General features: G+C 56.3%; 24 protein-coding genes. 11 read left to right on the top strand and 13 right to left on the bottom strand.

Features of this window, described 5'->3' with window-relative positions; all coding sequences use genetic code 11:
* Window positions 1-98: 98 nt before the first annotated feature.
* Window positions 99-707: a DsrE family protein gene (locus NR201_RS15620; protein WP_010671341.1), complete on the bottom strand. Its 609-nt coding sequence runs from the start codon at window positions 705-707 to the stop codon at window positions 99-101.
* Window positions 708-738: 31 nt separating this feature from the next.
* Window positions 739-1,344, bottom strand: coding sequence for a DsrE family protein (locus NR201_RS15615; protein WP_010671340.1), 606 nt, complete (start codon window positions 1,342-1,344; stop codon window positions 739-741).
* Window positions 1,345-2,098: 754 nt separating this feature from the next.
* Between NR201_RS15615 and NR201_RS15610 the strand changes: the two genes are divergently transcribed.
* On the top strand, window positions 2,099-3,562 hold the full coding sequence (locus NR201_RS15610; protein ID WP_010260049.1) for a M48 family metallopeptidase: 1,464 nt from the start codon (window positions 2,099-2,101) through the stop codon (window positions 3,560-3,562).
* A gap of 32 nt (window positions 3,563-3,594) precedes the next feature.
* Entirely contained in the window at window positions 3,595-3,936 is a 342-nt protein-coding gene (gene arsC, locus NR201_RS15605; protein ID WP_086906249.1) for an arsenate reductase (glutaredoxin), read from the top strand.
* On the opposite strand, the gene hda is transcribed toward arsC, so the two are convergent.
* The 3 genes from hda to upp form a co-directional block, all read right to left on the bottom strand.
* Window positions 3,933-4,634: a DnaA inactivator Hda gene (gene hda, locus NR201_RS15600; RefSeq protein WP_195719715.1), complete on the bottom strand. Its 702-nt coding sequence runs from the start codon at window positions 4,632-4,634 to the stop codon at window positions 3,933-3,935. The two genes, arsC and hda, sit on opposite strands and share 4 nt — an antisense overlap.
* 107 nt (window positions 4,635-4,741) lie before the next feature.
* The gene (gene uraA / locus NR201_RS15595) at window positions 4,742-6,025 is read right to left on the bottom strand and encodes a uracil permease (protein ID WP_256849957.1); all 1,284 of its coding nucleotides are present in this window, start codon (window positions 6,023-6,025) and stop codon (window positions 4,742-4,744) included.
* Between the two features lie 147 nt (window positions 6,026-6,172).
* A complete protein-coding gene (upp, locus tag NR201_RS15590; protein WP_009088774.1) occupies window positions 6,173-6,799 on the bottom strand; it encodes a uracil phosphoribosyltransferase in 627 nt (208 codons plus the stop codon).
* 230 nt (window positions 6,800-7,029) lie between these two features.
* Between upp and purM the strand changes: the two genes are divergently transcribed.
* A complete protein-coding gene (purM, locus tag NR201_RS15585; RefSeq protein WP_010671337.1) occupies window positions 7,030-8,070 on the top strand; it encodes a phosphoribosylformylglycinamidine cyclo-ligase in 1,041 nt (346 codons plus the stop codon).
* Entirely contained in the window at window positions 8,067-8,705 is a 639-nt protein-coding gene (purN, locus tag NR201_RS15580; RefSeq protein WP_033788088.1) for a phosphoribosylglycinamide formyltransferase, read from the top strand. Before purM ends, purN begins: the two co-directional genes overlap by 4 nt.
* A 109-nt stretch (window positions 8,706-8,814) precedes the next feature.
* On the opposite strand, the gene pstB is transcribed toward purN, so the two are convergent.
* Genes pstB through NR201_RS15565 form a run of 3 tightly spaced genes read right to left on the bottom strand, consistent with a single transcriptional unit; the run spans window position 8,815 to window position 13,313 of the window.
* Window positions 8,815-9,582, bottom strand: a complete 768-nt coding sequence (gene pstB, locus NR201_RS15575; protein ID WP_010260068.1) for a phosphate ABC transporter ATP-binding protein PstB — start codon at window positions 9,580-9,582, stop codon at window positions 8,815-8,817.
* 12 nt (window positions 9,583-9,594) lie between these two features.
* Window positions 9,595-11,229, bottom strand: coding sequence for a phosphate ABC transporter permease PstA (gene pstA, locus NR201_RS15570; RefSeq protein WP_060680726.1), 1,635 nt, complete (start codon window positions 11,227-11,229; stop codon window positions 9,595-9,597).
* On the bottom strand, window positions 11,226-13,313 hold the full coding sequence (locus NR201_RS15565; RefSeq protein WP_256849947.1) for an ABC transporter permease subunit: 2,088 nt from the start codon (window positions 13,311-13,313) through the stop codon (window positions 11,226-11,228). Before NR201_RS15565 ends, pstA begins: the two co-directional genes overlap by 4 nt.
* A 150-nt stretch (window positions 13,314-13,463) precedes the next feature.
* Here NR201_RS15565 and ppk1 point away from each other — a divergent pair, with 150 nt between their 5' ends.
* The 5 genes from ppk1 to mgtE all read left to right on the top strand — a co-directional run bounded on the left by ppk1 (window position 13,464) and on the right by mgtE (window position 19,573).
* Entirely contained in the window at window positions 13,464-15,524 is a 2,061-nt protein-coding gene (gene ppk1, locus NR201_RS15560) for a polyphosphate kinase 1 (protein WP_010260075.1), read from the top strand.
* A 5-nt stretch (window positions 15,525-15,529) separates the two neighbouring features.
* On the top strand, window positions 15,530-17,056 hold the full coding sequence (ppx, locus tag NR201_RS15555) for an exopolyphosphatase (RefSeq protein WP_033769697.1): 1,527 nt from the start codon (window positions 15,530-15,532) through the stop codon (window positions 17,054-17,056).
* Window positions 17,057-17,097: 41 nt separating this feature from the next.
* Entirely contained in the window at window positions 17,098-17,712 is a 615-nt protein-coding gene (gene tehB / locus NR201_RS15550) for a tellurite resistance methyltransferase TehB (RefSeq protein ID WP_256849946.1), read from the top strand.
* A 101-nt stretch (window positions 17,713-17,813) separates the two neighbouring features.
* A complete protein-coding gene (locus NR201_RS15545; protein WP_010671331.1) occupies window positions 17,814-17,999 on the top strand; it encodes a YfgG family protein in 186 nt (61 codons plus the stop codon).
* A gap of 140 nt (window positions 18,000-18,139) precedes the next feature.
* On the top strand, window positions 18,140-19,573 hold the full coding sequence (gene mgtE, locus NR201_RS15540) for a magnesium transporter (RefSeq protein WP_033758614.1): 1,434 nt from the start codon (window positions 18,140-18,142) through the stop codon (window positions 19,571-19,573).
* A 3-nt stretch (window positions 19,574-19,576) separates the two neighbouring features.
* Here the strand turns inward: mgtE and NR201_RS15535 are convergent, their stop codons facing one another.
* On the bottom strand, window positions 19,577-20,074 hold the full coding sequence (locus tag NR201_RS15535) for an AlpA family transcriptional regulator (protein ID WP_022624132.1): 498 nt from the start codon (window positions 20,072-20,074) through the stop codon (window positions 19,577-19,579).
* 20 nt (window positions 20,075-20,094) lie between these two features.
* A complete protein-coding gene (locus tag NR201_RS15530) occupies window positions 20,095-20,340 on the bottom strand; it encodes a hypothetical protein (protein ID WP_010671328.1) in 246 nt (81 codons plus the stop codon).
* 193 nt (window positions 20,341-20,533) lie between these two features.
* On the opposite strand from NR201_RS15530, the gene NR201_RS15525 reads away from it, so the two are divergent.
* Window positions 20,534-20,713: a hypothetical protein gene (locus NR201_RS15525; RefSeq protein ID WP_029519437.1), complete on the top strand. Its 180-nt coding sequence runs from the start codon at window positions 20,534-20,536 to the stop codon at window positions 20,711-20,713.
* 30 nt (window positions 20,714-20,743) lie between these two features.
* Here NR201_RS15525 and NR201_RS15520 read toward each other — a convergent pair whose 3' ends face one another.
* The 3 genes from NR201_RS15520 to guaB all read right to left on the bottom strand — a co-directional run bounded on the left by NR201_RS15520 (window position 20,744) and on the right by guaB (window position 24,942).
* Window positions 20,744-21,517, bottom strand: coding sequence for a DUF3750 domain-containing protein (locus NR201_RS15520; protein ID WP_256849945.1), 774 nt, complete (start codon window positions 21,515-21,517; stop codon window positions 20,744-20,746).
* A gap of 309 nt (window positions 21,518-21,826) precedes the next feature.
* Window positions 21,827-23,407, bottom strand: coding sequence for a glutamine-hydrolyzing GMP synthase (gene guaA / locus NR201_RS15515; RefSeq protein ID WP_010671325.1), 1,581 nt, complete (start codon window positions 23,405-23,407; stop codon window positions 21,827-21,829).
* 68 nt (window positions 23,408-23,475) lie between these two features.
* Window positions 23,476-24,942, bottom strand: a complete 1,467-nt coding sequence (guaB, locus tag NR201_RS15510; protein WP_010671324.1) for an IMP dehydrogenase — start codon at window positions 24,940-24,942, stop codon at window positions 23,476-23,478.
* A gap of 168 nt (window positions 24,943-25,110) precedes the next feature.
* Here guaB and xseA point away from each other — a divergent pair, with 168 nt between their 5' ends.
* Window positions 25,111-26,484, top strand: coding sequence for an exodeoxyribonuclease VII large subunit (xseA, locus tag NR201_RS15505; protein WP_111534410.1), 1,374 nt, complete (start codon window positions 25,111-25,113; stop codon window positions 26,482-26,484).
* Window positions 26,485-26,566: the final 82 nt, after the last annotated feature.

The following is a 26,566-nucleotide window of genomic DNA, read 5'->3' as shown; positions in this document are numbered from 1 at the left end:
TCGATCTCATTGCGACAACACTAGCGGCGTTCTATGACAGGGGCATCACAGGAATTTGACGGGCAGGTGACAGCGGCAGTGACGCCGCTGTGGGGGAATTAAAGCATCAGGAAGGCGTAACCGCTGTTTTCCAGGGTCGCAACGGTGGTGCCGCTGGAGATAGTGTGAGTGACCATCGGGTCGATCCAGTTGCGCTCAAGCTGATGAAACGCCACTGACTGATCGCAGATAGTGACCTGAACGCCCGCTTTTTTCAGCTCGCTGATCAGCTTCAGGTTCGGGTTATCGACGCCGTAGGCTTTGCTGAACTGGTCATTATTCAGCGCTGATGAAACCGCGTCGCCGTTAATTGACACCACAAATTTCAGCTGGTCGAGTGGCACACCTGCCGCATAATAGAGGTTGGTGACGCGCGCTACGCGCTCCAGACCGAGATTCGGCTTACGAATATCCCCTTCACTGCGGTTGATCTGAAATACTATTTTATTACTCAGGCCCGCTGTCGTGCCGGGTTTAAATGCAGGCGTATCGACATAATGTATTTTTCCGTAGCCTTCAATCGCTGGCGTACTCCAGAAATCAGCAGGTTCGGATTTATTATCCGCCATTTTCCCGCTGACCTTATCGAATAATTCCGGCAACTGTAAAACATTGCCGCCGATAAATCCCGCTACGGCTGCCATCACCACTAAAGCTGCTGGACGCATTAACTCTTCTCCCGATCGTTTAAAACATCAATTACATTGCCAGCCACGCGTATCCCTGGTTTTGCAGGGTTGATACGGTGGTCGGACTGGAAAGCGCATGGACCACAGATTTATCAATCCAGTTATTAGGATAGTGATGGAATGCCACGGACTGATCGCAGACCGAGACTTTCACTCCCGCCTGATTCAGCTCATTAATCAGCTTCAGGTTTGGATTTTCGATGCCATAAAACTTTTTAAAATGGGCGTTATCCAGCATGGCGGGCGTCGCATCGCCGGTGACCGAAACGACAAACTTCAGCTGATCGGCCGGAATGCCGGAGGCGATATATAAATTCACCACGCGCGCCACACGCTCCAGTCCCAGATTGGGCGCGGTCATCGCGCCATCGCTTCGGGTAATCTGAAAAACAATTTTATTGCTCAGGCCTGCCACCGGTTTAAACGCAGCGTCGGGCTCATAATGAATTTTGCCGTAACCTTCAATCGCCGGTGTACTCCAGAATCCCGGGGCTTCCTGTGGCTCGGTTGCAAAATGGCGTGTCACTTTGTCATAAATCTCGCCACTCTGTGTGACAGCCGCGCCAACGACTCCGCCAATAATGGCGATTAACGCGTATGAAACAACTGAACGCATAACACTTCTCTCCGGCAAATAATGGCTGGCAGATTCAGGACTGAATCAGGTCGGCTATCTATATCACAGCGCAGGCATAATTCTCGCCTGCGTAAATTCAGGTCAGCGCGCGGCTGATAACTGCTGAAATTATTCACCTTCCGTATTAATCGAAAAGTTTCATTATGAGGAAAAAAAGGTCTTAATAAGAATGGACCTGACTTTTTGTGCTTTTTTCCATTTCTGTGACATTAACAGCAATAAATAACAGCCAGGCGTAGCTGGAATAAGCAGGATAAAGGCGGGAGCTACGATTTAATTTATCAATGGCGAAGAGGAGATTCACGGCTCAGAGAGGGCTATTTTTTCAGAGTAGACCTGGAAAAACTCATGCCATAGTCAGTTTTTTTGAGTGAATTTACATAACTTTAAAAAAATCCGCTCACAGGCTAAATCTGCGCGGCAGCAGATTCTGCTTTATTCTGCCGAAGCGCATTGGGAATAAATGAATAAGGCATTACTTAACCGCTCACAAACCCGGCGATACTCCGCCGGTTTTTATTCGTTTAACCGCGGTTTAAGTTGGCAGGATGTTCAGTTTTTTTCGTCAAAATGGGCGATCTTGCACAAATTACGTTGGTCGTTTGCCAGAAAACGACATTTCATTCTTTTGATGCTCTGGTTAAGATAGTCACGAACCGTCGTTATCTGCGAAAAATGGAACATTCCCGCTGCGCACCTGTCCATTTTCAGGGCCTCTCTACAGGATTAAGGCATGTTGAACCGGTTAAAGAAAACGCTGATCGCCGCGCTCCTTCCGACGCTCATTTTCACTACTCTGTCACCTGCTTATGCCGATGTCAGTGATTCACTTCCCGATATTGGCACTACGGCCGGTTCGACGCTGTCGATTAATCAGGAACTGCAGATGGGCGACTTTTATGTGCGCCAGCTGCGTGCCAGTGCGCCGCTGATCAACGATCCGTTGCTTAATCAGTATATTAATCAGCTGGGTCAGCGACTGGTGTCGCATGCCGACTCAGTGAAAACCCCGTTCCACTTCTTTCTGATTCAGAACGATGAGCTCAACGCCTTTGCCTTTTTTGGTGGCAACGTGGTGCTGCACTCAGCGCTGTTCCGCTATACCGAAAATGAAAGCCAGCTGGCGTCAGTAATGGCGCATGAGATCTCACACGTTACCCAGCGCCATCTGGCGCGCGCAATGGAAGATCAGAAGCGCAATGCGCCACTGACATGGGTCGGTGCGCTGGGCTCTATTCTGCTGGCGATGGCCAATCCGCAGGCGGGCATGGCAGCACTGACCGGCACCCTGGCGGGAACTCAGCAGGGGATAATCAGTTTTACCCAGGGTAATGAGCAGGAAGCTGACCGCATCGGAATTCAGGTACTGCAGCGCGCCGGGTTTGATCCCCAGGCGATGCCGAACTTTTTACAGAAGCTGGCCGATCAGAGCCGCTTCTCCTCGAAGCCTCCTGAAATTCTGCTGACGCATCCCCTGCCCGACAGCCGTCTGGCGGATGCCCGCAACCGCGCTAACCAGATGCGGCCGGTGGTGGTGCAATCTACAGAAGATTTCTATCTGGCAAAAGTGCGTTCACTGGGCATGTACTCCACCGGGCGTAATCAGCTCACCGACGAACTGCTGAGCCAGTATGCCAGCGGCAATTCTCGTGAGCAGCTGGCGTCACAATATGGCAAAGCCATACAGTTTTTGCAGGCGAAAAGCTTTGCCGATGCGAAGCGGATTATGACGCCGCTGCTGGCGAAACAGCCTAATAACGTCTGGTTCCTGGATCTTATGTCAGATATCGATATCGGCCTGAATCAGCCACAACAGGCGATCGCCCTGCTCAGCGCCGCCACCAGTGCAAAAAACAGCCCGGTGGTGCAGCTCAACCTGGCCAATGCCTACGTTGAAGCGAAACAGTATGCCAATGCCAGCCGCATTCTGAATCGCTACACCTGGGCTAATAAAGATGATCCCAACGGCTGGGATTTGCTGGCCCAGGCGTCTGCACAGCAGGGACTGAATGATGAAGAGTTATCGGCGCGGGCAGAGAGTCTGGCGCTGAATGGCCAGCTCGATCAGGCGATCACCGCGCTTGGCAGCGCCAGCGCACAGGTGCCGCTCGGCAGCCTGAAACAGGCGCGCTACGATGCCCGTATCGATCAGCTGCGCCAGTTACAACAGCGCTTTAAGCAATATCAGAAAGGTTGAGCATTCACGCTGCGAATAAAGGAGAGTCTGAGATGGTGACGATTTACCACAACCCGCGCTGCAGCAAGAGCCGCGAGACGCTGGCACTGCTGAACGCCCGCGGGATAGAGCCGGAAGTGGTGCTCTATCTGCAAACGCCGCCCGATCGCGAGACGCTGCAAATCCTGTTACAGAAACTGGGAATGCAGAGTGCACAGCAGTTGATGCGGACTAAAGAGGCGATCTATAGCGAACTGGCACTCAGCGACAAAAGCGAAAGTGCACTGCTGGATGCGCTGGTGGAACATCCGGTGCTGATTGAAAGGCCGATAGTGATCAATGGCGACAAGGCGCGGATCGGACGTCCGCCCGAAGCGGTGCTCGACCTGTTTTAAAGGCCGAGTGTCTCTTTCACAAACGGAATGGTGAGTTTACGCTGGGCGCTGATCGAGGCGCGATCAAGCCGATCCAGCGTATCAAACAGGGTGCGCATTTCACGATCCAGTCGCTTCAGCAGGAAGCGTCCCACATCTTCCGGCAGCTCAAATCCGCGTAACCCGGCGCGCAGTTGCAGCGCCTGTAATTTGTCTTCGTCGGAGAGAGGCTGCAGGCGATAGATCTGCCCCCAGTCCAGCCGCGAGGCGAGATCGGGCAGTTGCAGATTAAGCTGGCGTGGTGGACGATCGCCGGTAATAAACAGCCGCGTATTGCCGGTTTCCAGAATACGGTTATAGAGATCGAAGATCGCCATTTCCCATTCAGGCTCGCCTGCAATGCACTCGATGTTATCGATGCAGACCAGTGACAGCTGCTCCATCCCTTCCAGTACTTCCGGTACAAACCAGGTGCGTTTGTCCAGCGGAACGTAACCGACCGCTTCGCTGCGCGCTGACATCTCGGCGCACGCGGCGTGCAGCAAATGGCTCCGCCCTCCGCCTTCGCGTGACCAGAAGTAGAGATAGCTGCCATGTTGTTGGTTGAGAGCGCCTTTCAGCGCGGCAATCAGCGACGGGTTTTCCCCCGGCCAGAAGCTGGAGAAGGTTTCATCGTCAGGTAAATAGAGTGGCAATGACAATTGTGCCGGCGTGTTCAGAAGCACCTCAGCAAGAGAACAAGCAAAAAATCGGGGGAAGTCTAACACAGTTTTCAGAAAGAGATGAATGGGGCGTCCCTGCCCCGATCCTGTCAGGCTTGCTGCGATCACGGCTCGCGCGATTCTTCAGCCTCCAGCACCACTTCTTCCGGACGCAACAGCGAGATCACACGGAAGATCAGCGCTAATCCAACCCCTACGATTGTCGCCAGCGCCATGCCTTTCAGCTCCGCAGCACCGATATGTACCTTCGCACCGCTGACGCCGATGATCAGGATCACCGAGGTCAGGATCAGATTTTGCGCTTTGTTGTAATCGACTTTGGATTCGATCAACACCCGGATACCGGATGCGCCGATCACGCCATACAGCAGCAGCGACACGCCGCCCATTACCGGTACCGGGATCGCCTGGATCACCGCCGCCAGTTTGCCGACACAGGAGAGCAGGATCGCCAGAATCGCCGCGCCGCCAATCACCCAGGTACTGTAGACGCGGGTAATTGCCATCACACCGATGTTTTCACCGTAGGTGGTGTTAGGCGTTGAACCAAAGAAGCCGGAGATGACCGTTGATAAGCCGTTAGCGAACATCGAACGATGCAGGCCAGGGTCGCGAATCAGATCTTTCTTTACGATGTTGGCGGTGACTACAAGATGACCGATATGCTCGGCAATCACCACCAGCGCTGCGGGCAGGATCGTCAGCATCGCCACCCACTCAAAGCGCGGGGTATAGAAGGTTGGCAGCGCAAACCAGGGTGCTTTGACCACGCCGCTCCAGTCAACGATGCCCATAAATGCAGAGAGCAGATAACCCGCCACCACCCCGACCAGAATCGGGATGATCGCCAGGAAACCACGAAACAGCACGGAACCGAATACCGTCACTGCCAGCGTGACCAGCGAAATCAGCACGGTTGTACTGTCGGGCGCACTGCCTTCCGCGGGCAGCAAACCCGCCATATTAGCGGCTACCTCTGCCAGCTCCAGACCGATGACGGCGACAATCGCGCCCATCGCCGCCGGGGGAAACATCACATCGAGCCAGCCGGTGCCCGCGCGTTTGACAATCAGCGCCACCAGACAGAACAGCACGCCGCACAGGATAAATCCGCCCAGCGCGACCTCATAACCCAGCGGCAGCAATAGCAGTACCGGCGAGATAAAGGCAAAACTGGAACCGAGGTAAGCGGGAATTTTGCCTTTACAGATAAAGAGGTAGATCAGCGTGCCTACGCCGTTAAATAACAGCACCGTCGCCGGGTTGATGTGGAACAGAATCGGTACCAGTACCGTGGCACCAAACATGGCGAACAGGTGTTGCAGGCTGAGTGGAATGGTTTGCAGTAACGGCGGTCGTTCACTGACGCCAATGGCGCGACGAGTCATCATTTATCCCCTTGTGTTATTTATCCCCCAGGGCGCGCGCCTCTGGCACAGCAGCAGGCACGCCGGTGAGCCTCGCAGCCACACCGAACCCGTTCGGGGATCTTTTTTTTGCCAAAAAAAAGCCGACTCTCTGGTCGGCTATGCGATTTATTTGGTTCCGAAAATCTTGTCCCCGGCATCGCCGAGCCCGGGAATGATGTAACCCTTCTCATTCAGTCCCTGATCCACTGACGCGGTGTAAAGCTCAACGTCAGGATGCGCTTTCTCCAGCGCGGCAATCCCTTCTGGTGCGGCAACCAGTACCAGCACTTTAATGCTGGTGCAGCCCGCTTTCTTCAGCAGGTCGATGGTGGCAATCATGGAACCGCCAGTCGCCAGCATAGGATCGACGACCAGCGCCAGGCGCTCTTCGATGTTAGAGACCAGCTTCTGGAAATAGGGAACCGGCTCCAGTGTCTCTTCATCACGGTAAACACCCACCACGCTGATACGGGCGCTGGGAACGTGCTCCAGCACCCCTTCCATCATGCCAAGACCGGCACGCAGAATCGGCACCACCGTGATTTTTTTGCCTTTGATCTGATCGATCTCTACCGGGCCATTCCAGCCCTCAATGGTTACGCGCTCTGTTTCCAGATCGGCGGTCGCTTCGTAGGTCAGCAGGCTGCCCACTTCAGACGCCAGCTCGCGAAAACGCTTTGTACTGATATCATGCTCACGCATCAAGCCCAGTTTATGTTTGACCAGCGGGTGTCTGACTTCCACGATCTTCATTGGTGTTCTCCCGGAATGAGTTGAGCTAAAAAAAAATCGCGGGATTATACCGCCTTTTACGCTCCGCGCCACCTGCTCTTGCGCAAAGCCGCGGGTTTTACCGGGACAAATAGAGGATTAATGAAAATCGCCCGATGCGCAATCCCGGACTCGCAAACGTTTGCCTGCACTGATAGAATTGCCGCGCTTTATTTTAAACCACCAACCGCAACTCGCGTGGGGACCTCGCAGTGACCGACAAAACCTCTCTCAGTTACAAAGACGCCGGTGTTGATATTGATGCTGGTAACGCTCTGGTTGACCGTATTAAAGGCGTAGTGAAAAAGACGCGTCGCCCGGAAGTGATGGGTGGACTGGGCGGTTTTGGTGCGCTTTGCGCGCTGCCGCAAAAATACCGTGAACCGGTGCTGGTCTCCGGCACCGATGGCGTTGGCACCAAGCTGCGTCTGGCAATGGATCTCAAACGTCACGATGCCATTGGTGTTGACCTGGTGGCGATGTGCGTCAACGACCTGGTAGTACAGGGCGCCGAGCCCCTCTTCTTCCTCGACTACTACGCTACCGGCAAACTGGATGTGGATACCGCCTCTGCGGTGATCACCGGCATCGCCGAAGGTTGTCTGCAGTCGGGTTGTGCGCTGGTGGGCGGTGAAACCGCTGAGATGCCAGGCATGTATCACGGTGAAGATTACGATGTGGCCGGTTTCTGTGTTGGCGTGGTGGAAAAGTCAGAGATCATTGATGGCAGCAAGGTGCAGGATGGCGACGTACTTATCGCCCTCGGCTCCAGCGGCCCGCACTCCAACGGCTATTCGCTGGTGCGTAAGATTCTGGAAGTCAGCAACACCGATCCGCTGGCTGAACAGCTGGAAGGCAAACCGCTGGCCGATCATCTGCTGGAACCGACCCGCATCTACGTGAAAAATATCCTGAGCCTGATTGAGCAGGTCGATGTGCACGCTATCGCACACCTGACCGGCGGCGGATTCTGGGAGAATATTCCGCGCGTGCTGCCCGACAACACTCAGGCCGTCATCGACGAGAAGAGCTGGCAATGGCCGGCCGTCTTCAGCTGGTTACAGCAGGCGGGCAACGTCAGCCGTTTCGAGATGTACCGCACCTTTAACTGCGGCGTCGGCATGATCATCGCCCTGAGTCCGGCAGACGCGGACAACGCGATTGCGCTGATGCAGGCTGCGGGCGAGAAAGCCTGGAAGCTCGGCGTAATTAAAGCGTCTGATGCCGAAGAGCGTGTGGTCATCAACGGATGAAAAAGCTGGTTGTACTGATTTCCGGCAACGGAAGTAACCTTCAGTCCATCCTTGACGCCTGTGCAAGCGGGCGGATTCACGGCAGCGTGGCTGCCGTGTTCAGCAACCGCGCCGCCGCTTATGGCCTTACGCGGGCGCAGGAGGCAGGTATTCCTGCCCACTCGCTTGCCGCCAGCGACTTCACTGACCGCGAAGCCTTCGATCGCCAGCTCATCGCTGAAATCGAAGCCTACAGTCCAGACCTGATTGTGCTGGCAGGATATATGCGCATTCTCAGCAGCGCGTTCGTGGCCCATTTTCACGATCGCCTGCTGAATATCCACCCTTCTCTGTTGCCGAAATATCCGGGTCTGCATACGCATCGCCAGGCTCTGGAAAATGGCGATAGCGAACATGGCACCTCCGTACATTTCGTCACTGACGAGCTGGATGGAGGTCCGGTGATCCTACAGGCCAAAGTCCCGGTTTTTCCCGGCGACAGCGAAGCGGAGATTACGGAGCGGGTGCAGCATCAGGAGCATGCCATCTATCCGATGGTAATCGGCTGGTTTGTTGAGGGTCGTCTGGCGATGCGTGACGGCAAGGCCTGGCTGGATGGCGAACCGCTGCCGCCGCAGGGTTATGCTAACGACTGACCCGACAGGGGAAGCCGTGGCTTCCCCTGAAGTGCTTGCGGTCCGGCTAAAGGCTCAGGGAACCTTTGAGCCGTCTGACATAACAACCTGCTCTGCTCCCGTTACTGACTTAACCGTAGCGCCCCGTAATGTAATCTTCGGTCCGACGCTGTTTTGGCGCGGTAAAGATACGGTCAGTCTCATCAAACTCCACTAACGCGCCCTGATGCATAAACGCGGTGTAATCTGACACGCGAGAAGCCTGCTGCATGTTGTGCGTCACCAGCACCAGCGTGAAATGCTGCTTGAGCGTGGTCATCAGCTCTTCAATCACCAGCGTGGAGATGGGATCCAGCGCGGAGGTCGGCTCATCCAGCAGCAGAACTTCCGGTTCAATCGCAATGGCGCGGGCAATCACCAGCCGCTGCTGCTGTCCGGTCGAGAGCGTCAGCGCATTCTGTGACAGCTGATCTTTGACCTCACTCCACAGCGCCGCCGCGCGCAGCGCACGTTCACAGGCTTCGTTCAGCACCCGCCGATCGCGTACACCCTGTAAACGCAGCCCGTAGACCACATTTTCATAGATCGATTTTGGAAAAGGATTGGGGCGCTGAAACACCATGCCGACCCGACGACGCAGCGCCGAGAGATCCTGCTCAGGTCGCAGGATCGGCTGCGATCCCAGCAACACCTCACCCTCGACCCGGCAATGATCAATCACATCATTCATGCGATTAAAACAGCGCAGCAGCGTCGATTTGCCACAGCCGGAGGGACCAATCAGCGCGGTAATCTTGTTTTTCGGCACCTGCAGCGAAATAGCCTGCAGCGCCTGGCGCTCGCCATACCACAGCGACAGCTGGTTAACGGTCAGCGCGATATCCGTGTCGGACGTCATAGTCATAGCCTGTTATTGAGTCATAAGGCGATAGCGTTCACGCAGACGGTGACGCAGGCCCATCGCCAGCAGATTAAGCGACAGAATAATCAGCACCAGCAGCAGCGCGGTGGCGAACACCAGTGGCCGGTCAGCTTCAATATTCGGACTCTGAAACGCCAGATCGTAAATCTGGAAGCCCAGATGCATAAATTTGCGATCCAGATGCAGATAAGGAAACACCGCGTCGACGGGCAGTTCCGGCACCATTTTTACCACGCCAACCAGCATCAGCGGCGCGGTTTCACCAGCGGCACGCGCCACCGCCAGAATCAGGCCGGTCAGCATGGCAGGCACCGCCATCGGCAGCACCACGTTCCACAGGGTTTCCGCCTGAGTCGCGCCCAGCGCCAGCGACCCCTGCCGCAGGCTGTTGGGAATGCGGGATAGTCCCTCTTCGGTCGCCACAATCACCACCGGCAGCGTTAGTAACGCCAGAGTCAGCGACGCCCACAGCAAACCAGGTGTCCCGAAGGTGGGATTGGGCAGCGCGCTGGCGAAGAAGAGCTGGTCTATCGTGCCGCCCACCAGCCAGACAAAGAAGCCCAGACCAAATACGCCATAGACGATTGAAGGAACGCCTGCCAGATTGACCACCGCGATGCGCACCAGTCTGGTCAGCGCATTGCGTCCGGCATATTCATGCAGCCAGATGGCGGCGATGACACCCAGCGGCATCACGACCACCGACATCAGCAGCACCATCAGCACGGTGCCAAAGATCGCCGGGAACGCCCCGGATTCACTCTCGCCTTCAGCGGGTGAATCGCTGACGAAACGCCACAGCTGATGCAGAAAATGCAGCGTTTTGCCGGTCAGCGTCATCGCGTTCGGCTTCCAGCTGTCAACGATTTCGGTCAGCGGGATCGCATGTTCGGTGCCATGCACATCCCGCAGGATTAACAGATCGCGCTGACTCTGCTGTTGCAGCGAAGCCAGTGTCTCGCTCAGCTGATTAAAACGGCGCTGCAAAGCGGCCTGATTGGCCTGATATTCTGACTCGGCCTGCAGATCAAAGCGCCCGGCAGCACGGTTTGTGGCCGCCTGCTCATCAAGCTGCTCACGCTGGCTGTTGAGGCGCGCCATATCGACCCGGCGAATCTGATTAGCCTGCCGCACCAGCATCTGCACCTGTCCGAGTCGCTGATGCAGCAGTGCATCGGGATCCTGCGCAGTCAGCTCTTCATTATCCTCACGCAGGCCGACAAACCAGCCGTATGCCTGACCGTGGCTGCGGCGCTGCAGCACCATGATGTCCGCTGGCTGGCTGACCTGCGCCGCCGTGCGACTGTAAACCACCCGGAAATCGGGTGCGTCCCAGTCACGGTTACCGGTTTTAATCAGATAGCGATTAACCTGTCCGCCGCTGTTGCCCTGCTCATCTGCCGGGGCCGGAAAGCGCCGCTGATGTTCCAGGGTTTCACCCAGCAGCCGCGTCTCGCCCCCTTCAGGCTGGCTAAACGTGTAGAGATCGACGCGCTGCGGCCAGAAAGCGCGCACGCCCTGCCAGGCCAGTAACCCAATCAGCAGCGTAAAGGCCAGCAGGCAGACGGCTACGGCACCGGCGGTTAGCCAGCGCCAGCGATCGTTCTGTTGCATCGCTTTCATGCCTGCTCCTCGTGCTGGCTGTAGCGCTGGCGCAGCCGCTGACGGATCAGCTCGGCAACCGTGTTGATCACCAGCGTAAACAGCAGCAGCATCAGGGCGCTAAGAAACAGCACGCGATAATGGGCACTCCCCGCCGCCGCTTCCGGCATCTCAATGGCGATATTGGCGGACAGCGCGCGCAGGCCGCTGAACAGGCCACCTTCACTTTGCGGCGTGTTGCCGGTCGCCATCAGCAAAATCATGGTTTCTCCTACGGCACGCCCCAGACCAATCATCAGGGCGGCAAAAATACCGGCGGAAGCACCCGGCAGCACGACGCGGGTCAGGGTTTGCCACGGCGTCGCGCCCAGTGCCAGCGAGCCCTGCCCCAGTGCAGCAGGCACGCTGAACAGCGCATCCTCAGAGAGGGTAAAGATCAGCGGTACCAGCGCAAAGCCCATCGCCAGCGCGGCCACCAGCAGATTGCGCTGTTCGTAATGCGGCAGCCAGTCGCCCGCATCCGGTATCAACAGCGTGGGCAGCCACAGCGACAGCAGCGTGACCAGCAGCAACAGCGGCAGCAGAATCAGCACTTCATGACCCGGCTGACGCCAGCGCGGCGGTAAACGCGCGCTGAACACGCCGCACAGCAGCAGCGTGCCCGCCAGCGTCAGCGGCAGCAGCAGCACACCCACCAGCGCCTGACCAATATGCGGCGCGAGCCAGATCCCGGCAATCAGCCCCACCACTACGCTCGGCAGCGCGCCCATCATTTCGATTGCCGGTTTAACCCAGCGTCGCAGGCCTGGCGCCATAAACCAGGCGGTGTACATCGCCGCCGCCAGCGCCAGCGGTGTGGCAAACAGCAGCGCTAAACTCGCCGCTTTCAGCGTACCCATCACCATCGGCATCAGGCTGAACTTGGCCTGATAACTGTCACCCGCCGCGGTCGATTGCCAGATCCAGTCCGGTCCGGGGTAATTTTCATACCAGATTTTTTGCCAGAAATTGCGCCAGGTGACGTCCGGCCACGGATTATCAAGCCGCAGGGTCTGCCAGCTTCCCGCCCGTTCAATCAGCAGGCTGTCGCCACGTGGCGAAAACTGCGCCTGCACAATGCCAGGTTCCAGCTGACGCTGCAGTATCGGGCCATCCTGCTTGCTGGCAAACAGCCGCAGCATCCCCTGTTTACTGAGCGTCGCAAACACGCGGCGTTGTGATTCCGTCACCAGAATGGTCTCACCGTCGCTGTTGGCAAAAGTACGAATGCGCTGCAGGCGCGGCCCCTGTTCGCTGGCGATAGCAAACCACTGCGTGACGCCGCTGCCATCCTGGATCAGCAGGCTTGTGCCGCCCACCAGCAGATGCAGACTTTTTGGCCGCTGCGGCAGGGCGTGCGTTTCGCGCAATAGTGCACGGTCATCGTCAAGTTGCCAGACCCGCAGCAGATTGCCTTCGGTGGTGTAGAGCAGATCGCCGGACGGCGAGAGCGCCAGCAGATCCAGCTGGCGTTGCGGCAGCGGGATAACCGAGGCCTGGCGATCGGTGCCGAGCGTCAGCACCCGGAGTCCGGCCTCAGTGAGTGCGGCTATACGCCACTGACCCGCATGGCGCGTCGCCAGCGCCATCTTCGTCACTGCGCCATCGGGCAGATGAAACGGTTTGTCTCCCAGCGGAAAACGCCACTGCTGGTCGGCGGTTGGCTGAATCAGAGTCAGCGCACCCTGCATATTCAGCAGTAACGTCTGCTCATCGGCACTCCGCACTATCTCCCCGGGCGGCGGGGTCAGGGCCAGTGCCGGTTCCGCAGGCTGACCATCCAGCGGAATAAAACGCGCCGCACCGCGCTCGCTGATGCGCCAGCCGACCTTCCCCTGATTGCCAATCGCTAAGGCTGGCGCACGATCCCAGAGTTGCTGGCTGGCCGCAATCTGCAGGCCCGGCGCATTAAACAGCGGTAATACCACGCCAATCAGCCAGCAGAAGAGCAGCAGCATCAATAGCAGGATCGCCACGCCACAGCAGGTGACCAGTCGCCGTGTCAGACGGTCAACGGCACGACGCTTACGATCGCTGAATTGGACAGGAATGTGGTTTGCGCTCATGCGGTTCCGCTAGCAGGCCAAAATAAGCCGCTATGTTGCCCGTAGCCGATTGATAAGACAACTCCTGGCGTTGGACAACGCTGCCATACTCTCGCCATAATGTTGGTGGATACTGGATCTTCAGTCCTGCAACCGCTAAATGGAGTGAGAATGGGTCAGGTAAAGCTTTATATTGAAAAAGAATTAAGCTGGTTATCCTTTAATGAACGGGTTTTGCAGGAAGCAGCAGACAAAAGCAATCCACTGATTGAGCGGATGCGCTTTCTGGGTATCTACTCCAATAATCTCGACGAATTCTATAAAGTGCGTTTCGCAGACCTCAAACGCCGCATTCTGATTGGTGAAGAGCAGGGTTCCGCCAGTACGCCACGCCATCTGTTTAAGAAAATTCAGCAGCGGGTAATGAAGTCCGATCAGGAGTTTGATGCGTTATATAACGATCTGCTGCTGGAGATGGCACGTAACCAGATCTTCCTGATCAACGAACGTCAGCTCTCATCCAATCAGCAGGCGTGGCTGCGCCACTACTTCAAGCACGAACTGCGTCAGCATATCTCGCCGATTCTGATCACCCATGAAACGGATCTGACCGAATTCCTTAAAGATGACTACACCTATCTGGCGGTAGAGATCATTCGCGGTGACAATATTCAGTATGCGCTGCTGGAAATTCCGTCCGACAAAGTCCCGCGTTTCATCAATTTACCGGCTGAGCCACCGCGCCGCCGTAAGCCAATGATCCTGCTGGATAACATTCTGCGCTACTGCCTGGATGACATTTTTAAAGGTTTCTACGACTACGACGCGCTCAACGCCTATTCAATGAAAATGACGCGTGACGCCGAGTACGACCTGGTCACGGAGATGGAGTCGAGCCTGCTGGAGCTGATGTCCTCCAGCCTGAAGCAGCGACTGACGGCGGAACCGGTGCGTTTCGTCTACCAGCGCGATATGCCAGACACGATGGTGTCGCTACTGTGCCACAAGCTTTCCATCTCAAACCTGGACTCCATCCTGCCAGGCGGCCGCTACCACAACTTCAAAGACTTTATCGGCTTCCCTAACGTCGGCAAAAATAACCTGGTGAACCGCCCGCTGCCGCAGATTCGCCACATCGGCTTTGATGGCTTCCGCAACGGCTTTGATGCGATTCGCAATCGCGACGTGCTGCTCTACTACCCGTACCACACCTTTGAGCATGTGCTGGAGCTGCTGCGTCAGGCGTCGTTCGACCCCAGCGTGCTGGCGATAAAAATCAACATCTACCGCGTTGCTAAACACTCCCGCATCATGGATGCGATGATCCATGCCGCCTACAACGGTAAAAAAGTCACGGTGGTGGTGGAGCTGCAGGCGCGCTTTGATGAAGAAGCCAATATTTACTGGGCGAAACGCCTGACTGAAGCGGGCGTGCATGTCATTTTCTCCGCACCAGGCCTGAAGATCCACGCCAAGCTGTTCCTGATCTCACGCCGCGAAGGCGAAGAGATTGTGCGCTACGCGCATATCGGTACCGGCAACTTTAACGAGAAAACCGCGCGTCTCTATACGGACTACTCGTTGCTGACCGCGGATGCGCGCATCACCAATGAAGTGCGTCGGGTATTCAACTTTATTGAGAATCCCTACCGGCCCGTGACGTTCGATCATCTGATGGTCTCGCCGCAGAACTCGCGCCGGATGCTGTATGAGCTAATCGACACCGAAATTGCTAATGCGCAGCAGAATAAGCCCTGCGGCATTACTCTGAAAATCAACAATCTGGTGGACAAAGGTCTGGTTGATCGGCTTTATACAGCCTCCAGCGTAGGGGTGAAGGTTAATCTTCTGGTGCGCGGAATGTGCTCATTAATCCCTGACTTGCCCGGGATCAGTGAAAATATTCGTGTCATCAGTATTGTTGACCGTTATCTGGAACACGATCGCGTCTATATTTTTGAGAATGGCGGCGATAAGAAGGTGTTCCTCTCCTCCGCTGACTGGATGACACGTAACATTGATTACCGTATCGAAGTGGCAGTGGCGATACTCGATCCCCACATCCGGCAGCGCATACTCGACATTATTGCTATTCAGTTGAGTGATACGGTGAAAGCCCGCATCGTCGATAAAGAGTTGAGTAACCATTACGTCCAGCGCGGCAATCGTCGTAAAGTGCGATCGCAGCTGGCCATTTATGATTACATCAAGAAACTGGAACAACCTGAATAAATCCTATGCCAATTTCTCATAAAAGTACGCCAAAACCCCAGGAGTTTGCGGCGATTGACCTGGGCTCGAACAGTTTCCATATGGTGATTGCGCGGGTTGTCGATGGTGCGATGCAGGTACTGGGCCGCCTTAAACAGCGCGTCCATCTGGCTGACGGACTGGATGCCCGGCACAACCTCAGCGAGGAAGCGATGGAGCGGGGGTTAGCCTGCCTGGCCCTGTTCGCCGAGCGCCTGCAGGGGTTCAGTCCGAGCAACGTGACGATTGTCGGTACCCATACGCTGCGCGAGGCGGTCAACGCCGAAACCTTCCTGCAACGTGCGGCCGAGGTGATCCCCTATCCGATCGAGGTGATTTCGGGCCATGAAGAGGCTCGCCTGATCTTTATGGGCGTTGAACATACCCAGCCGGAGAAAGGCCGCAAGCTGGTGATCGATATCGGCGGCGGATCAACCGAGCTGGTCATTGGCGAGGATTTTGAACCGCAACTGGTTGAGAGCCGACGCATGGGTTGCGTCAGTTTCGCCCAGCTCTATTTCCCGAAAGGTGAAATCAGCCGTGAAAACTTCCGTCGCGCCCGTTTAGCGGCCGCGCAGAAGCTGGAAACGCTGGCGTGGCAATATCGTCTGCATGGCTGGCAATATGCGCTGGGCGCGTCCGGCACCATCAAAGCCGCCTGCGAAGTGCTGCTGGCGATGGATGAAAAAGAGAAGCTGATTACGCCTGAGCGCCTCGAAAAGCTTTATGACGAGGTGATGAAACACAAATCCTTTGCTGCACTCAGCCTGCCGGGTCTGTCGGAAGAGCGTAAAGGCGTGTTTGTACCCGGGCTGGCGATTCTGTGCGGCGTATTTGATGCGCTGGCCATTCGCGAATTGCGCCTCTCCGACGGTGCGCTGCGTGAAGGTGTGCTCTATGAGATGGAGGGCCGTTTCCGCCATCAGGATATTCGCAGCCGTACTGCACAGAGTCTGGCGAACCATTACGCTATCGACAGCGATCAGGCACGACGCGTGCTCGACACCACCGAGCAGCTTTATCTGCAGTGGCGCGAGCAGAATCAGAAACTGGCGAATCCACAACTGGCCGCGCTGTTGAAATGGGCGGCGATGCTGCACGAAGTGGGCCTGACCATTAATCACAGCGGCCTGCAACGCCATTCAGCCTATATTCTGCAAAACACCAACCTGCCGGGCTTCAATCAGGATCAGCAGATGCTGCTGGCGGCGCTGGTCAGATTCCATCGTAAAGCGATAAAGCTTGATGAGCTGCCGCGCGTGACGCTGTTCAAGAAAAAGCAGTTTGTGCCGCTGATCTTCCTGCTTCGCCTGGGTACCCTGTTGAATAATCAGCGACAGGCCACCACGCGTCCGGAGGCATTAACCCTGAAATGCGATGATGGCCACTGGACGCTGACCTTCCCGGCGGGCTACTTCACGCAGAACAACCTGGTTCAGCTCGATCTTGAACGGGAGCAGGTTTACTGGAATGACGTCACGGGATGGAAACTGATCCTCGAAGAAGAAGCCTGACAACACGGGTGCCTGGCGCCCGTTTAACTGAATTGATGAATATGACACAACCAACCGCACCCCTTTCAGGCGAAAACTATTTTGCCGAAACCTATGGTTTAACGCCGCCCCACTCCGAAGTGGTTGCGGCGCTGCCCCAGCTCAACGTCGGCAAGGCGCTTGACCTTGGCTGTGGCGTGGGACGCAATACGCTGTTTCTGAATCAGCAAGGTTTTGACGTCACGGCGTGGGATCATAATCCGCAAAGCCTGGCGCGCCTGCAGGAGATTATTGCGCAGGAAAATCTCAGCGGCATTCATACCGAGCAGCGCGACCTGAACAACACGCGCTTTAATGGCGGCTTCAACTTTGTGCTGTCGACTGTGGTGATGATGTTCCTGCAGCCGCAGACTATTCCGCAGCTGATTGCCGACATGCAGGCCTGTACGGTCAGAGACGGTTTTAACCTGATCGTGGCGGCGATGAACACGGACGATATGCCCTGCCCGGCTGATTTCTCCTTTGCGTTTAAATCAGGTGAGCTCAGCCACTACTACCGCAACTGGCACATCGTGAAGTACAACGAGCACCCCGGCCAGCTGCATCGCACAGATGAAAATGGCAACCGCATCACCTGTCGGTTCGCGACGCTGCTGGCGCAAAAAGCGAGTTACTGATCTTTATCTGCTGTTTTTTTCAACAGCGATTGATTTCATCAGGCGACTGTGACTAAATATTGCAGTCGCCCCAGATGGGGTCATTACAGGAACCACCCCGCGTGAACAGCGCTATTTCTCCCCGAAGACGTCAAAAAACCGGCACCATGACCCGCATTGTGTTGCTGATTAGTTTTATCATTCTTTTTAGTCGCCTGATTTTTATCCTGCCTGCTGCCTTCGAGCATCATCAGCAACAGAAAGCTATTCCTGAACCGGTTGCCATAACATCAGGCGATACGCGATAACGAATAACCAATAACGACATTTCGCCTGAAACGCACCTGAAACTTAAACGTTATCCAGCTAACTGGACTCTTTTTTGCATCCCTTTTTCAGGCGAAACGCTACACTTCGTGCTGGTGCTTTCAGACTTAAGGGATCCAATGTGTCTGCCTCTCACTCTCAACGTTTAAGTGAAATACGTCATCGCATTCTGACGCTGCTGCTCAGCGAGCACGATCTGGTTGATGCCCTGCTGGAGAAATCGGGCGATCTCAATCCTGAACAGCAACGTGAAAATGCGGCCCAGCGTGACGCGCTGGAGCAGGACATTCTGCAACTGCATGCCGCTGACCTTGCGGATATTCTCGAAGCCCTGCCCGAAGAAGAACGTCAGGCGCTGTGGCGGCTGGTGCCGAACGAGCGGCGCGGCCATGTGCTGGTTGAAGCGTCTGAAACGGTCTGGGCCAGCCTCACCGAAGAGATGAGCGACCGCGATATCCTGCGCGCTATCCAGCCGCTGGATATCGACGATCAGGTATGGCTGGCGCGTTATCTGCCACGTGACCTGACCGGACGCCTGCTGGCAACGGTGGAGCCCGCCCTGCGCGCCCGCATGCTCGATATGGTGCAGCTTGACCGTGACCGCGTAGGCCGGGTGATGGATTTCAATATCCTGACGGTGCGTGAAGATGTCACGCTTGCAACGGTGCAACGCTTTCTGCGCAAGCGCAAAAGCATGCCGGGCGGTACCGATAAACTCTTCATCACCAATAAAGATAATCAGCTGCTGGGCGAGCTGCTGCTGACGGACATCCTGCTTAACAAACCCAAAACCCTGGTGAGCGACGTGATGAACGCCCGCCCTACCACCTTCCAGCTCAATGATAAGGCCGAAGACGCTGCCAGTGCCTTTGAACGTTATAACCTCATTTCTGCCGCCGTCACCGACGCCAGGGGCAAGCTGATTGGCCGCGTGACCATTGAAGACATCATCGACCTGGTGAATGCCGAAAACGAAAGCAACATTCGTAAAATGGGGGGTATCAGTCAGGAAGAGGATGTGTTTGCGCCGGTGCGTAAATCGGTACGTAAACGCTGGGCCTGGCTGGCGATTAATCTCTGCACTGCCTTTGTCGCCTCCCGGGTTATCGGGCTGTTTGAAGGGACGATTTCGCAAATCGTGGCGCTGGCCACGCTGATGCCGATCGTCGCGGGTATCGGCGGCAATACCGGTAATCAGACCATCACCATGATTGTGCGGGCGCTGGCCTTACATCAGGTTGAACCGGGCAACTTTTCGTTTTTGATCGTCCGCGAGCTTGGCGTGGCGCTGATCAACGGCCTGTTCTGGGGCGGCATCATGGGCGGCATCACCTGGATGATGTATGACAATATGGCGCTGGGCGGCGTTATGATGCTGGCTATGGCGCTTAATCTGCTGCTGGCCGCGCTGATGGGCGTGCTGGTGCCGCTGGTCATGACTAAAATGAATCGCGATCCCGCCGTCGGCTCCAGCGTATTAATCACCGCCCTTACTGACACCGGCGGCTTCTTTATTTTCCTGGGGCTGGCGACGATCTTCCTGCTGCCGCACTAATCGTCAGGCTTGCAGACCGTAACGTTGCAGCGACCCGTTAAGATTGCGCTGCCGCGTTACCTGTGCCAGCTCTCGGGTCGCCGCAGGCAGCGTATAGTTACCTCGCTGACTCAGCCACTCCAGCACATCCGCTAAGTGCCAGATGGCGGTTTTACCGTCATGCACCGGCAGCGGAAACGGCGGGCGGTGGCTGAGCATCAGCTTACGCATATTCTGCCGCGTCATGCCGATGATCTCCGCAACATCCGTCAATCCCACAAAATCGGGTGCGGCTTCCACCAGCGTGGCCCCCGGTATCGCACGCAGCACATCCTCTTCTGCCTGCTTCAATACATCCGTTGCAGAGTCAGACTCCCGGGTGAACTCCAGTGCAATTCTGCCCGGCATGCCCAGGCCGATTAGCGCATCATCACAGCCTGCTGCTGCCAGCGTTTCCAGCAGTTCATCCACCGGCGCATGCCCTTCCGGCAGGCTGAACCGTAATGTGAAACAATATTCCATATGCTTCTCCTTGTGCTGCATCAGGACTTCAGATAGTGACAGTTGTCGACCACGCGTCGCAGCGCGCGGGCATGCTGATGTGCGTTTTTTGGTGTGCTCCAGATACAGGTCAGACAAAACTCCCCGCATCGGCACATCAACAGATTTTTCGGACAGTACATTTTTCCCCAGGCGTGATGGCCTCCCGTGACGACCAGCCAGCCATGGGATTCGGCGTAACGTAACGCCGTTTCGATCTCTTTGTTGGGATGCCGCTTCCTTGCCATGTTTTTCCCTATCCTGACGCCGAATTGATAAGTTGTCAACTGACAACCTGATGAAATTATCTTAGTGCGGCTCAGCATGCGCAGACTTTTTCTCGCAGTAAAACAGTCAGGGTATAAACTGGAAAACGTCACACAAAAAACGATCAGCGCCAGAAGTCATCTGGCAGCAGAAACGATTAACAACGGAGGCAATATGTTTAAAGCAGAGGATTTTGTTCAGTCTAAAACCGGCGGCCCGAAAATGCAGGTGCTGCGCGTCGAAGGCGACACCTTATGGTGTGCACGCGTTGATGATGCGGCGAGAAAAGAGATCGAAGTGAAAGCAGAGAGCGTCAATCTCTATCACGAAGAGGGTGACTTTGGCGTGTGCTGAGGTGAAACGGCCCCTGACGGGGCCAGACTGTCAGGGCTTATCCTGCTGAAGGTTGTCATTTCCCAGACCGCCAATAAACGGCAGACGCAGCCGGAACGGTGTGAAATCGACTCCCATGTTCAGACCCAGCAGATTGACTTCAAATCCCTCTTCTGCACCCACCGTCACGCCCGCCACGCCCAGAATCGACACCTGCACACCGCGCCCGGATGGCGGCAGCCCGACCGGACGCCACAGTGGCCGGTAATCTTTACCCAGCGCATTAGCGGGCAGATCAAGCCTTAAAGCGGGTACTTCGCGGCCAATATGCGCCAGGAAGGTGTTGCTGTTCGGTCCAGGCCAGGCGCGGTAGGTTGTCGGCCACGGATAGGATTTAATGGCGGCTTCAATCTGCGGGATCATCGCTTCTGCTTCCGGTCCGCGATGTTCCACCAGCAGCCGCGGTTTTGCGCCATACCAGTAGCCATCAGGCAGGTTGGTGTTGCGCCGGACTTTATCGCCGCTGCCCCAGCTAATCACTTCGTAGCGAGTGAAACGCGTTTCACCGGCGCGCTTGAAGATGATCCACGGATGCACCGCCACCGCCCCTTTCCAGCCATAGGTCGGCGCGGCATAGACCTGTACGATAGCCAGGCTATATAAAGCGCGCGGGTCGGGCGCTATCCCGGCCGAATCGCGGCGGGCCGACCACCAGCCGCCCTGCTCTGTGGTATCGCTGTGACGCGTCGCCTGCGCGATGCTGGCTCCCAGCGATAACAGTAGTACGGCAACAAAAAACAGGCTGAACACTTTAAGTGAGAGCATGACAACATTCCTGGTGACGTAAGAATCGCGAAACGCCTGTTCATCAGGCGGTTTCAGTAAGCGGCGGCTTTGGGATACAGACAATCGGTGAAAGCGGCGGGTAAGAGCGGGACACAACTGACGTCAGTTGCGGGCTTTTACTGCATGGAGGATAGCGTAATTTCCGGCAAAGTGAACAGGAAAACACCAGCGACGGACCTGGATGTGCTGAAAGGTTAAAACAGCGAGTCTGCGCACGGTCAGAGCAATAAAAAAGCCCGCTGAGGAGCGGGCTGCAGACTTATCAGGGATTAACTGGCTGAGGCCAGGTTATTCCCACTCAATCGTCGCTGGTGGCTTACCGCTGATGTCATACACCACGCGGGAGATGCCGTCGACTTCATTGATGATGCGGTTAGAGACACGACCCAGGAAATCATACGGCAGGTGCGCCCAGTGTGCGGTCATAAAGTCGATGGTTTCCACCGCACGCAGCGAAACAACCCAGTCATATTTACGGCCATCACCCATCACGCCGACTGAACGTACCGGCAGGAAGACGGTGAACGCCTGGCTGACTTTGTTATAGAGATCCGCTTTATGCAGCTCTTCAATGAAGATGGCATCGGCACGGCGCAGCAGGTCGCAATACTCTTTCTTCACTTCGCCCAGCACGCGCACGCCCAGACCTGGACCCGGGAACGGATGGCGGTAGAGCATGTCGTAAGGCAGGCCCAGCTCCAGACCAATCTTACGCACTTCATCTTTGAACAGCTCACGCAGCGGCTCAACCAGGCCCATCTTCATCTCTTTCGGCAGGCCGCCGACGTTGTGATGCGATTTGATGACGTGCGCCTTACCGGTTGCAGAGGCCGCAGACTCAATCACATCCGGATAGATGGTGCCCTGTGCCAGCCACTTAACGTCCTGCAGCTTCAGCGCTTCTTCGTCGAAGACTTCCACAAAGACGCGACCGATAATTTTACGTTTCGCTTCCGGCTCATTCTCACCTGCCAGCGCGTCGAGGAAGCGCGCTTCGCCTTCAACGTGAATAATGTTGAGGCCGAAGTGGTCGCCAAACATATCCATAACCTGTTGTGCTTCGTTCAGGCGCAGCAGGCCGTTATCCACGAACACGCAGGTCAGACGGTCGCCAATGGCGCGATGCAGCAGCATTGCCGTCACGGAGGAGTCAACACCACCTGACAGGCCGAGGATCACTTTGTCGTTGCCGACCTGCACACGCAGGCGTTCAACCGCATCTTCAATGATTTTGGCTGGCGTCCACAGGGCTTCACATTCACAGATGTCGATAACGAAGCGCTCAAGCATCCGCAGGCCCTGGCGGGTATGGGTCACTTCCGGGTGGAACTGCACGCCGTAGAAACGCTTCTCTTCGTTAGCCATGATGGCGAACGGACAGGTTTCTGTGCTGGCAACGGTCACGAAGTCAGCCGGGATCGCCGTGACTTTGTCGCCGTGGCTCATCCAGACATCCAGCAGCGGTTTGCCAGCGGCGCTGATCGCATCTTCAATATCGCGAACCAGGGCGCTTGGCGTCGTCACTTCGACCTGCGCATAACCAAACTCGCGCTCGGTTGAGCCAGCAACGGTGCCGCCCAGCTGCATCGCCATCGTCTGCATACCGTAGCAGACACCCAGCACCGGCACGCCAGCGCTGAAGACATATTCAGGCGCACGCGGGCTGTTCAGTTCGGTGGTGCTCTCCGGGCCACCGGAAAGGATGATGCCGCTTGGATTGAACTGCCGAATCTGCTCTTCGGTGACATCCCATGCCCAGAGTTCACAGTAAACGCCCAGCTCGCGCACGCGACGTGCAACCAGCTGAGTATATTGTGAGCCGAAATCGAGAATCAGAATGCGATGCTTATGGATATTTTCCGTCGTCATTGAGGGTTTTCCAGAACGGTGACTTAATCAATAAAAGCGCCCGGCTTAAGCCGGGCGGGAAATCGGGATTATGAACCCATGCGATAGTTCGGTGACTCTTTGGTGATGGTCACATCATGCACGTGGCTCTCATTGATGCCGGCGCCGCTGATGCGTACAAACTCCGCCTTGGTGCGCAGGTCATCAATGGTCGGGCAACCGGTCAGGCCCATGCACGAGCGCAGGCCGCCCATCTGCTGATGCACGATCTCTTTCAGACGGCCTTTATAGGCCACGCGACCTTCGATACCTTCCGGCACCAGTTTGTCAGCGGCGTTATCGGTCTGGAAGTAGCGGTCAGAAGAGCCTTTAGACATCGCGCCCAGTGAACCCATACCGCGATAGGATTTGAACGAACGGCCCTGATAGAGTTCGATCTCGCCCGGTGACTCTTCGGTCCCCGCCAGCATCGAACCGACCATGACACAGGACGCACCGGCGGCGATCGCTTTCGCGATGTCACCGGAGAAACGGATACCGCCATCAGCAATCACCGGAATACCGGTGCCTTCCAGCGCGGTGACTGCGTCAGAGACGGCAGTGATCTGCGGAACACCAACGCCGGTCACGATACGGGTAGTACAGATAGAGCCCGGGCCGATACCCACTTTAACGGCGCTGACACCTGCCGCAACCAGCGCCAGTGCGCCGGCACCGGTGGCTACGTTGCCGCCGACGATTTCAAGGTCCGGGTATTTGGCACGGGTTTCACGGATACGTGACAGCACGCCTTCAGAATGGCCGTGTGAAGAGTCAATCAGCAGCACGTCAACGCCCGCTGCAACCAGCGCATCGATACGCTCTTCGTTACCTGCACCTGCGCCAACTGCCGCACCGACACGCAGACGGCCCTGCTCATCTTTACAGGCGTTAGGTTTACGTTCGGCTTTCTGGAAATCTTTAACGGTGATCATGCCCAGCAGATGGAAGCTGTCATCCACCACCAGCGCTTTCTCAACGCGCTTTTCATGCATCCTGTGCAGCACCACATCGCGCGCTTCGCCCTCTTTCACCGTCACCAGACGATCTTTCGGGGTCATGACTGCAGAGACAGGCTGAGAAAGGTCAGTGACAAAGCGCACGTCACGACCGGTGATGATACCCACCAGTTCGTTGTCGCGGTTAACTACCGGATAGCCCGCAAAGCCGTTGCGCTCGGTCAGCGCTTTGACGTCAGCCAGTGGGGTGGTTGGCAGAACGGTCTGTGGTTCAGTCACCACGCCGCTTTCATGTTTCTTCACCTTGCGCACTTCGTCCGCCTGGCGTTCGATTGACATATTTTTATGGATGAAGCCAAGGCCGCCTTCCTGTGCCAGCGCAATCGCCAGACCCGACTCGGTCACGGTGTCCATGGCAGCGGAGAGCATAGGAATATTTAAACGGATATTTTTGGTCAGCTGAGTGCTGAGATCGGCCGTATTCGGCAGGACGGTGGAGTGTGCAGGGACGAGCAGAACGTCGTCAAAAGTGAGTGCTTCTTTAGCGATTCTTAACATGGCAATACTCCACCTCGGGTGATTGAGAATAGATAAAATATTGCCGCGGCATTATACAGGCCGTAATCGATTGCCTCCAGCATTATTTACGAAAAACTCTTGATCCGCACTGGCAGCCCTGTAGTATCGATGAATTAACCTGCTGATTTGGAATTTGATCTTCGTCACATGTCGCTGCCACCCATCGCCAATATTTTTACCGTCAGCCGTCTCAATACGACAGTGCGTCAGCTGCTGGAGAAAGAGATGGGTTTGGTCTGGATCAGCGCCGAGATCTCCAACTTCACGCAACCGGCATCCGGTCACTGGTACTTCACGCTGAAAGATGATGGCGCTCAGGTTCGCTGTGCTATGTTCCGCAACAGTAACCGACGCGTTACCTTTCGTCCGCAGCATGGTCAGCAGGTGCTGGTTCGCGCCAACATCACTCTCTATGAGCCACGCGGTGACTATCAGCTGATTGCCGAAAGTATGCATCCGGCGGGTGAAGGCTTGCTGCAGCAGCAGTTTGAACTGCTGAAAGCAAAACTGGCCACCGAAGGACTGTTTGATCCGCAGCATAAGCAACCGCTGCCGGAACCGGCGCGTCAGGTCGGGGTAATCACCTCTTCCACCGGCGCGGCGCTGCACGATGTGTTACGCGTGCTGCATCGCCGTGATCCCTCCCTGCCCGTGGTCATCTACCCGACCGTAGTTCAGGGCGTCGATGCGCCAGCGGCTATCGTCCGCGCAATTGAAATCGCCAACCTGCGCAACGAGTGCGACGTCTTAATTGTCGGACGCGGCGGCGGTTCGCTGGAAGATTTGTGGGGCTTTAACGATGAACGCGTGGCGCGCGCCATTTTTGCCAGCCGCATTCCCATCGTCAGCGCGGTGGGTCATGAAACCGATGTCACCATTGCCGACTTCGTTGCCGATTTACGTGCACCCACCCCTTCCGCCGCGGCTGAAATTGTCAGCCGTAACCAGCTGGAGTTACTGCGTCAGTTGCAGTCACAGCAACAGCGGCTGGAGATGGCGATGGATTACTACCTGGCACGTCAGCAGCGGCTTTACTCCCGCCTTGAGCATCGTCTGCAACAGCAGCATCCGCAGCTGCGTCTGGCCCGTCAGCAGACCGCCCTGTTCCGCCTGCAGCAGCGACTGGGAGAAGCGATGGAAACCCGCCTGCGTCACGCCACGCGTCAGCAGGATCGCCTGTCGCATCGACTCAATGCCCAGCAGCCTCAGCAGCGGCTGTTCGATGCGCAAAAACAGCTGCAAAGCTGGCACTACCGCCTGCAGCAGAGCATGACAAAACAGCTGAGCACCAGCAAACAGCACTTTGGTCAGTTGGTGGCGCAGCTGGAAGGCGTCAGCCCGCTGGCGACGCTGGCGCGCGGTTTTAGCGTGACCACCGACACTGCCGGACAGGTGGTGAAGAAAACCGCACAGCTCCAGAGCGGCGACCTGCTCCGTACCCGTCTTGATGATGGCTGGGTTGAAAGCCAGGTGACGCAGTTACTGCCTGAGAAAAAGCGCCGCCGCAAAACCGCCTCCTGACTCTGCCCGTCAGCTCACATTTTTACACTTAACGCTGGCCTCACTAATGAGGTCTAACCCGCCTGACGGGTCTATACTTTCT

It is taken from the genome of Pantoea sp. Fr-CA_6, from assembly GCF_024520895.1.
Lineage (GTDB): Bacteria > Pseudomonadota > Gammaproteobacteria > Enterobacterales > Enterobacteriaceae > Pantoea > Pantoea agglomerans.
The sequence above is the reverse complement of the archived record's forward strand: the minus strand, read 5'-3'. Positions and strand labels throughout refer to the sequence as shown.

Excerpts from the sequence above, each read along its gene's own strand:
- NR201_RS15620 (WP_010671341.1), bottom strand. The coding sequence starts at position 707 with ATGCGTCCAGCAGCTTTAGTGGTGATGGCAGCCGTAGCGGGATTTATC.
- NR201_RS15615 (WP_010671340.1), bottom strand. The coding sequence starts at position 1,344 with ATGCGTTCAGTTGTTTCATACGCGTTAATCGCCATTATTGGCGGAGTC.
- NR201_RS15610 (WP_010260049.1), top strand. The coding sequence starts at position 2,099 with ATGTTGAACCGGTTAAAGAAAACGCTGATCGCCGCGCTCCTTCCGACG.
- arsC (WP_086906249.1), top strand. The coding sequence starts at position 3,595 with ATGGTGACGATTTACCACAACCCGCGCTGCAGCAAGAGCCGCGAGACG.
- uraA (WP_256849957.1), bottom strand. The coding sequence starts at position 6,025 with ATGACTCGTCGCGCCATTGGCGTCAGTGAACGACCGCCGTTACTGCAA.
- upp (WP_009088774.1), bottom strand. The coding sequence starts at position 6,799 with ATGAAGATCGTGGAAGTCAGACACCCGCTGGTCAAACATAAACTGGGC.
- purN (WP_033788088.1), top strand. The coding sequence starts at position 8,067 with ATGAAAAAGCTGGTTGTACTGATTTCCGGCAACGGAAGTAACCTTCAG.
- pstB (WP_010260068.1), bottom strand. The coding sequence starts at position 9,582 with ATGACGTCCGACACGGATATCGCGCTGACCGTTAACCAGCTGTCGCTG.
- pstA (WP_060680726.1), bottom strand. The coding sequence starts at position 11,229 with ATGAAAGCGATGCAACAGAACGATCGCTGGCGCTGGCTAACCGCCGGT.
- NR201_RS15565 (WP_256849947.1), bottom strand. The coding sequence starts at position 13,313 with ATGAGCGCAAACCACATTCCTGTCCAATTCAGCGATCGTAAGCGTCGT.
- ppk1 (WP_010260075.1), top strand. The coding sequence starts at position 13,464 with ATGGGTCAGGTAAAGCTTTATATTGAAAAAGAATTAAGCTGGTTATCC.
- ppx (WP_033769697.1), top strand. The coding sequence starts at position 15,530 with ATGCCAATTTCTCATAAAAGTACGCCAAAACCCCAGGAGTTTGCGGCG.
- tehB (WP_256849946.1), top strand. The coding sequence starts at position 17,098 with ATGACACAACCAACCGCACCCCTTTCAGGCGAAAACTATTTTGCCGAA.
- NR201_RS15535 (WP_022624132.1), bottom strand. The coding sequence starts at position 20,074 with ATGGAATATTGTTTCACATTACGGTTCAGCCTGCCGGAAGGGCATGCG.
- NR201_RS15530 (WP_010671328.1), bottom strand. The coding sequence starts at position 20,340 with ATGGCAAGGAAGCGGCATCCCAACAAAGAGATCGAAACGGCGTTACGT.
- NR201_RS15525 (WP_029519437.1), top strand. The coding sequence starts at position 20,534 with ATGTTTAAAGCAGAGGATTTTGTTCAGTCTAAAACCGGCGGCCCGAAA.
- NR201_RS15520 (WP_256849945.1), bottom strand. The coding sequence starts at position 21,517 with ATGCTCTCACTTAAAGTGTTCAGCCTGTTTTTTGTTGCCGTACTACTG.
- guaA (WP_010671325.1), bottom strand. The coding sequence starts at position 23,407 with ATGACGACGGAAAATATCCATAAGCATCGCATTCTGATTCTCGATTTC.
- guaB (WP_010671324.1), bottom strand. The coding sequence starts at position 24,942 with ATGTTAAGAATCGCTAAAGAAGCACTCACTTTTGACGACGTTCTGCTC.
- xseA (WP_111534410.1), top strand. The coding sequence starts at position 25,111 with ATGTCGCTGCCACCCATCGCCAATATTTTTACCGTCAGCCGTCTCAAT.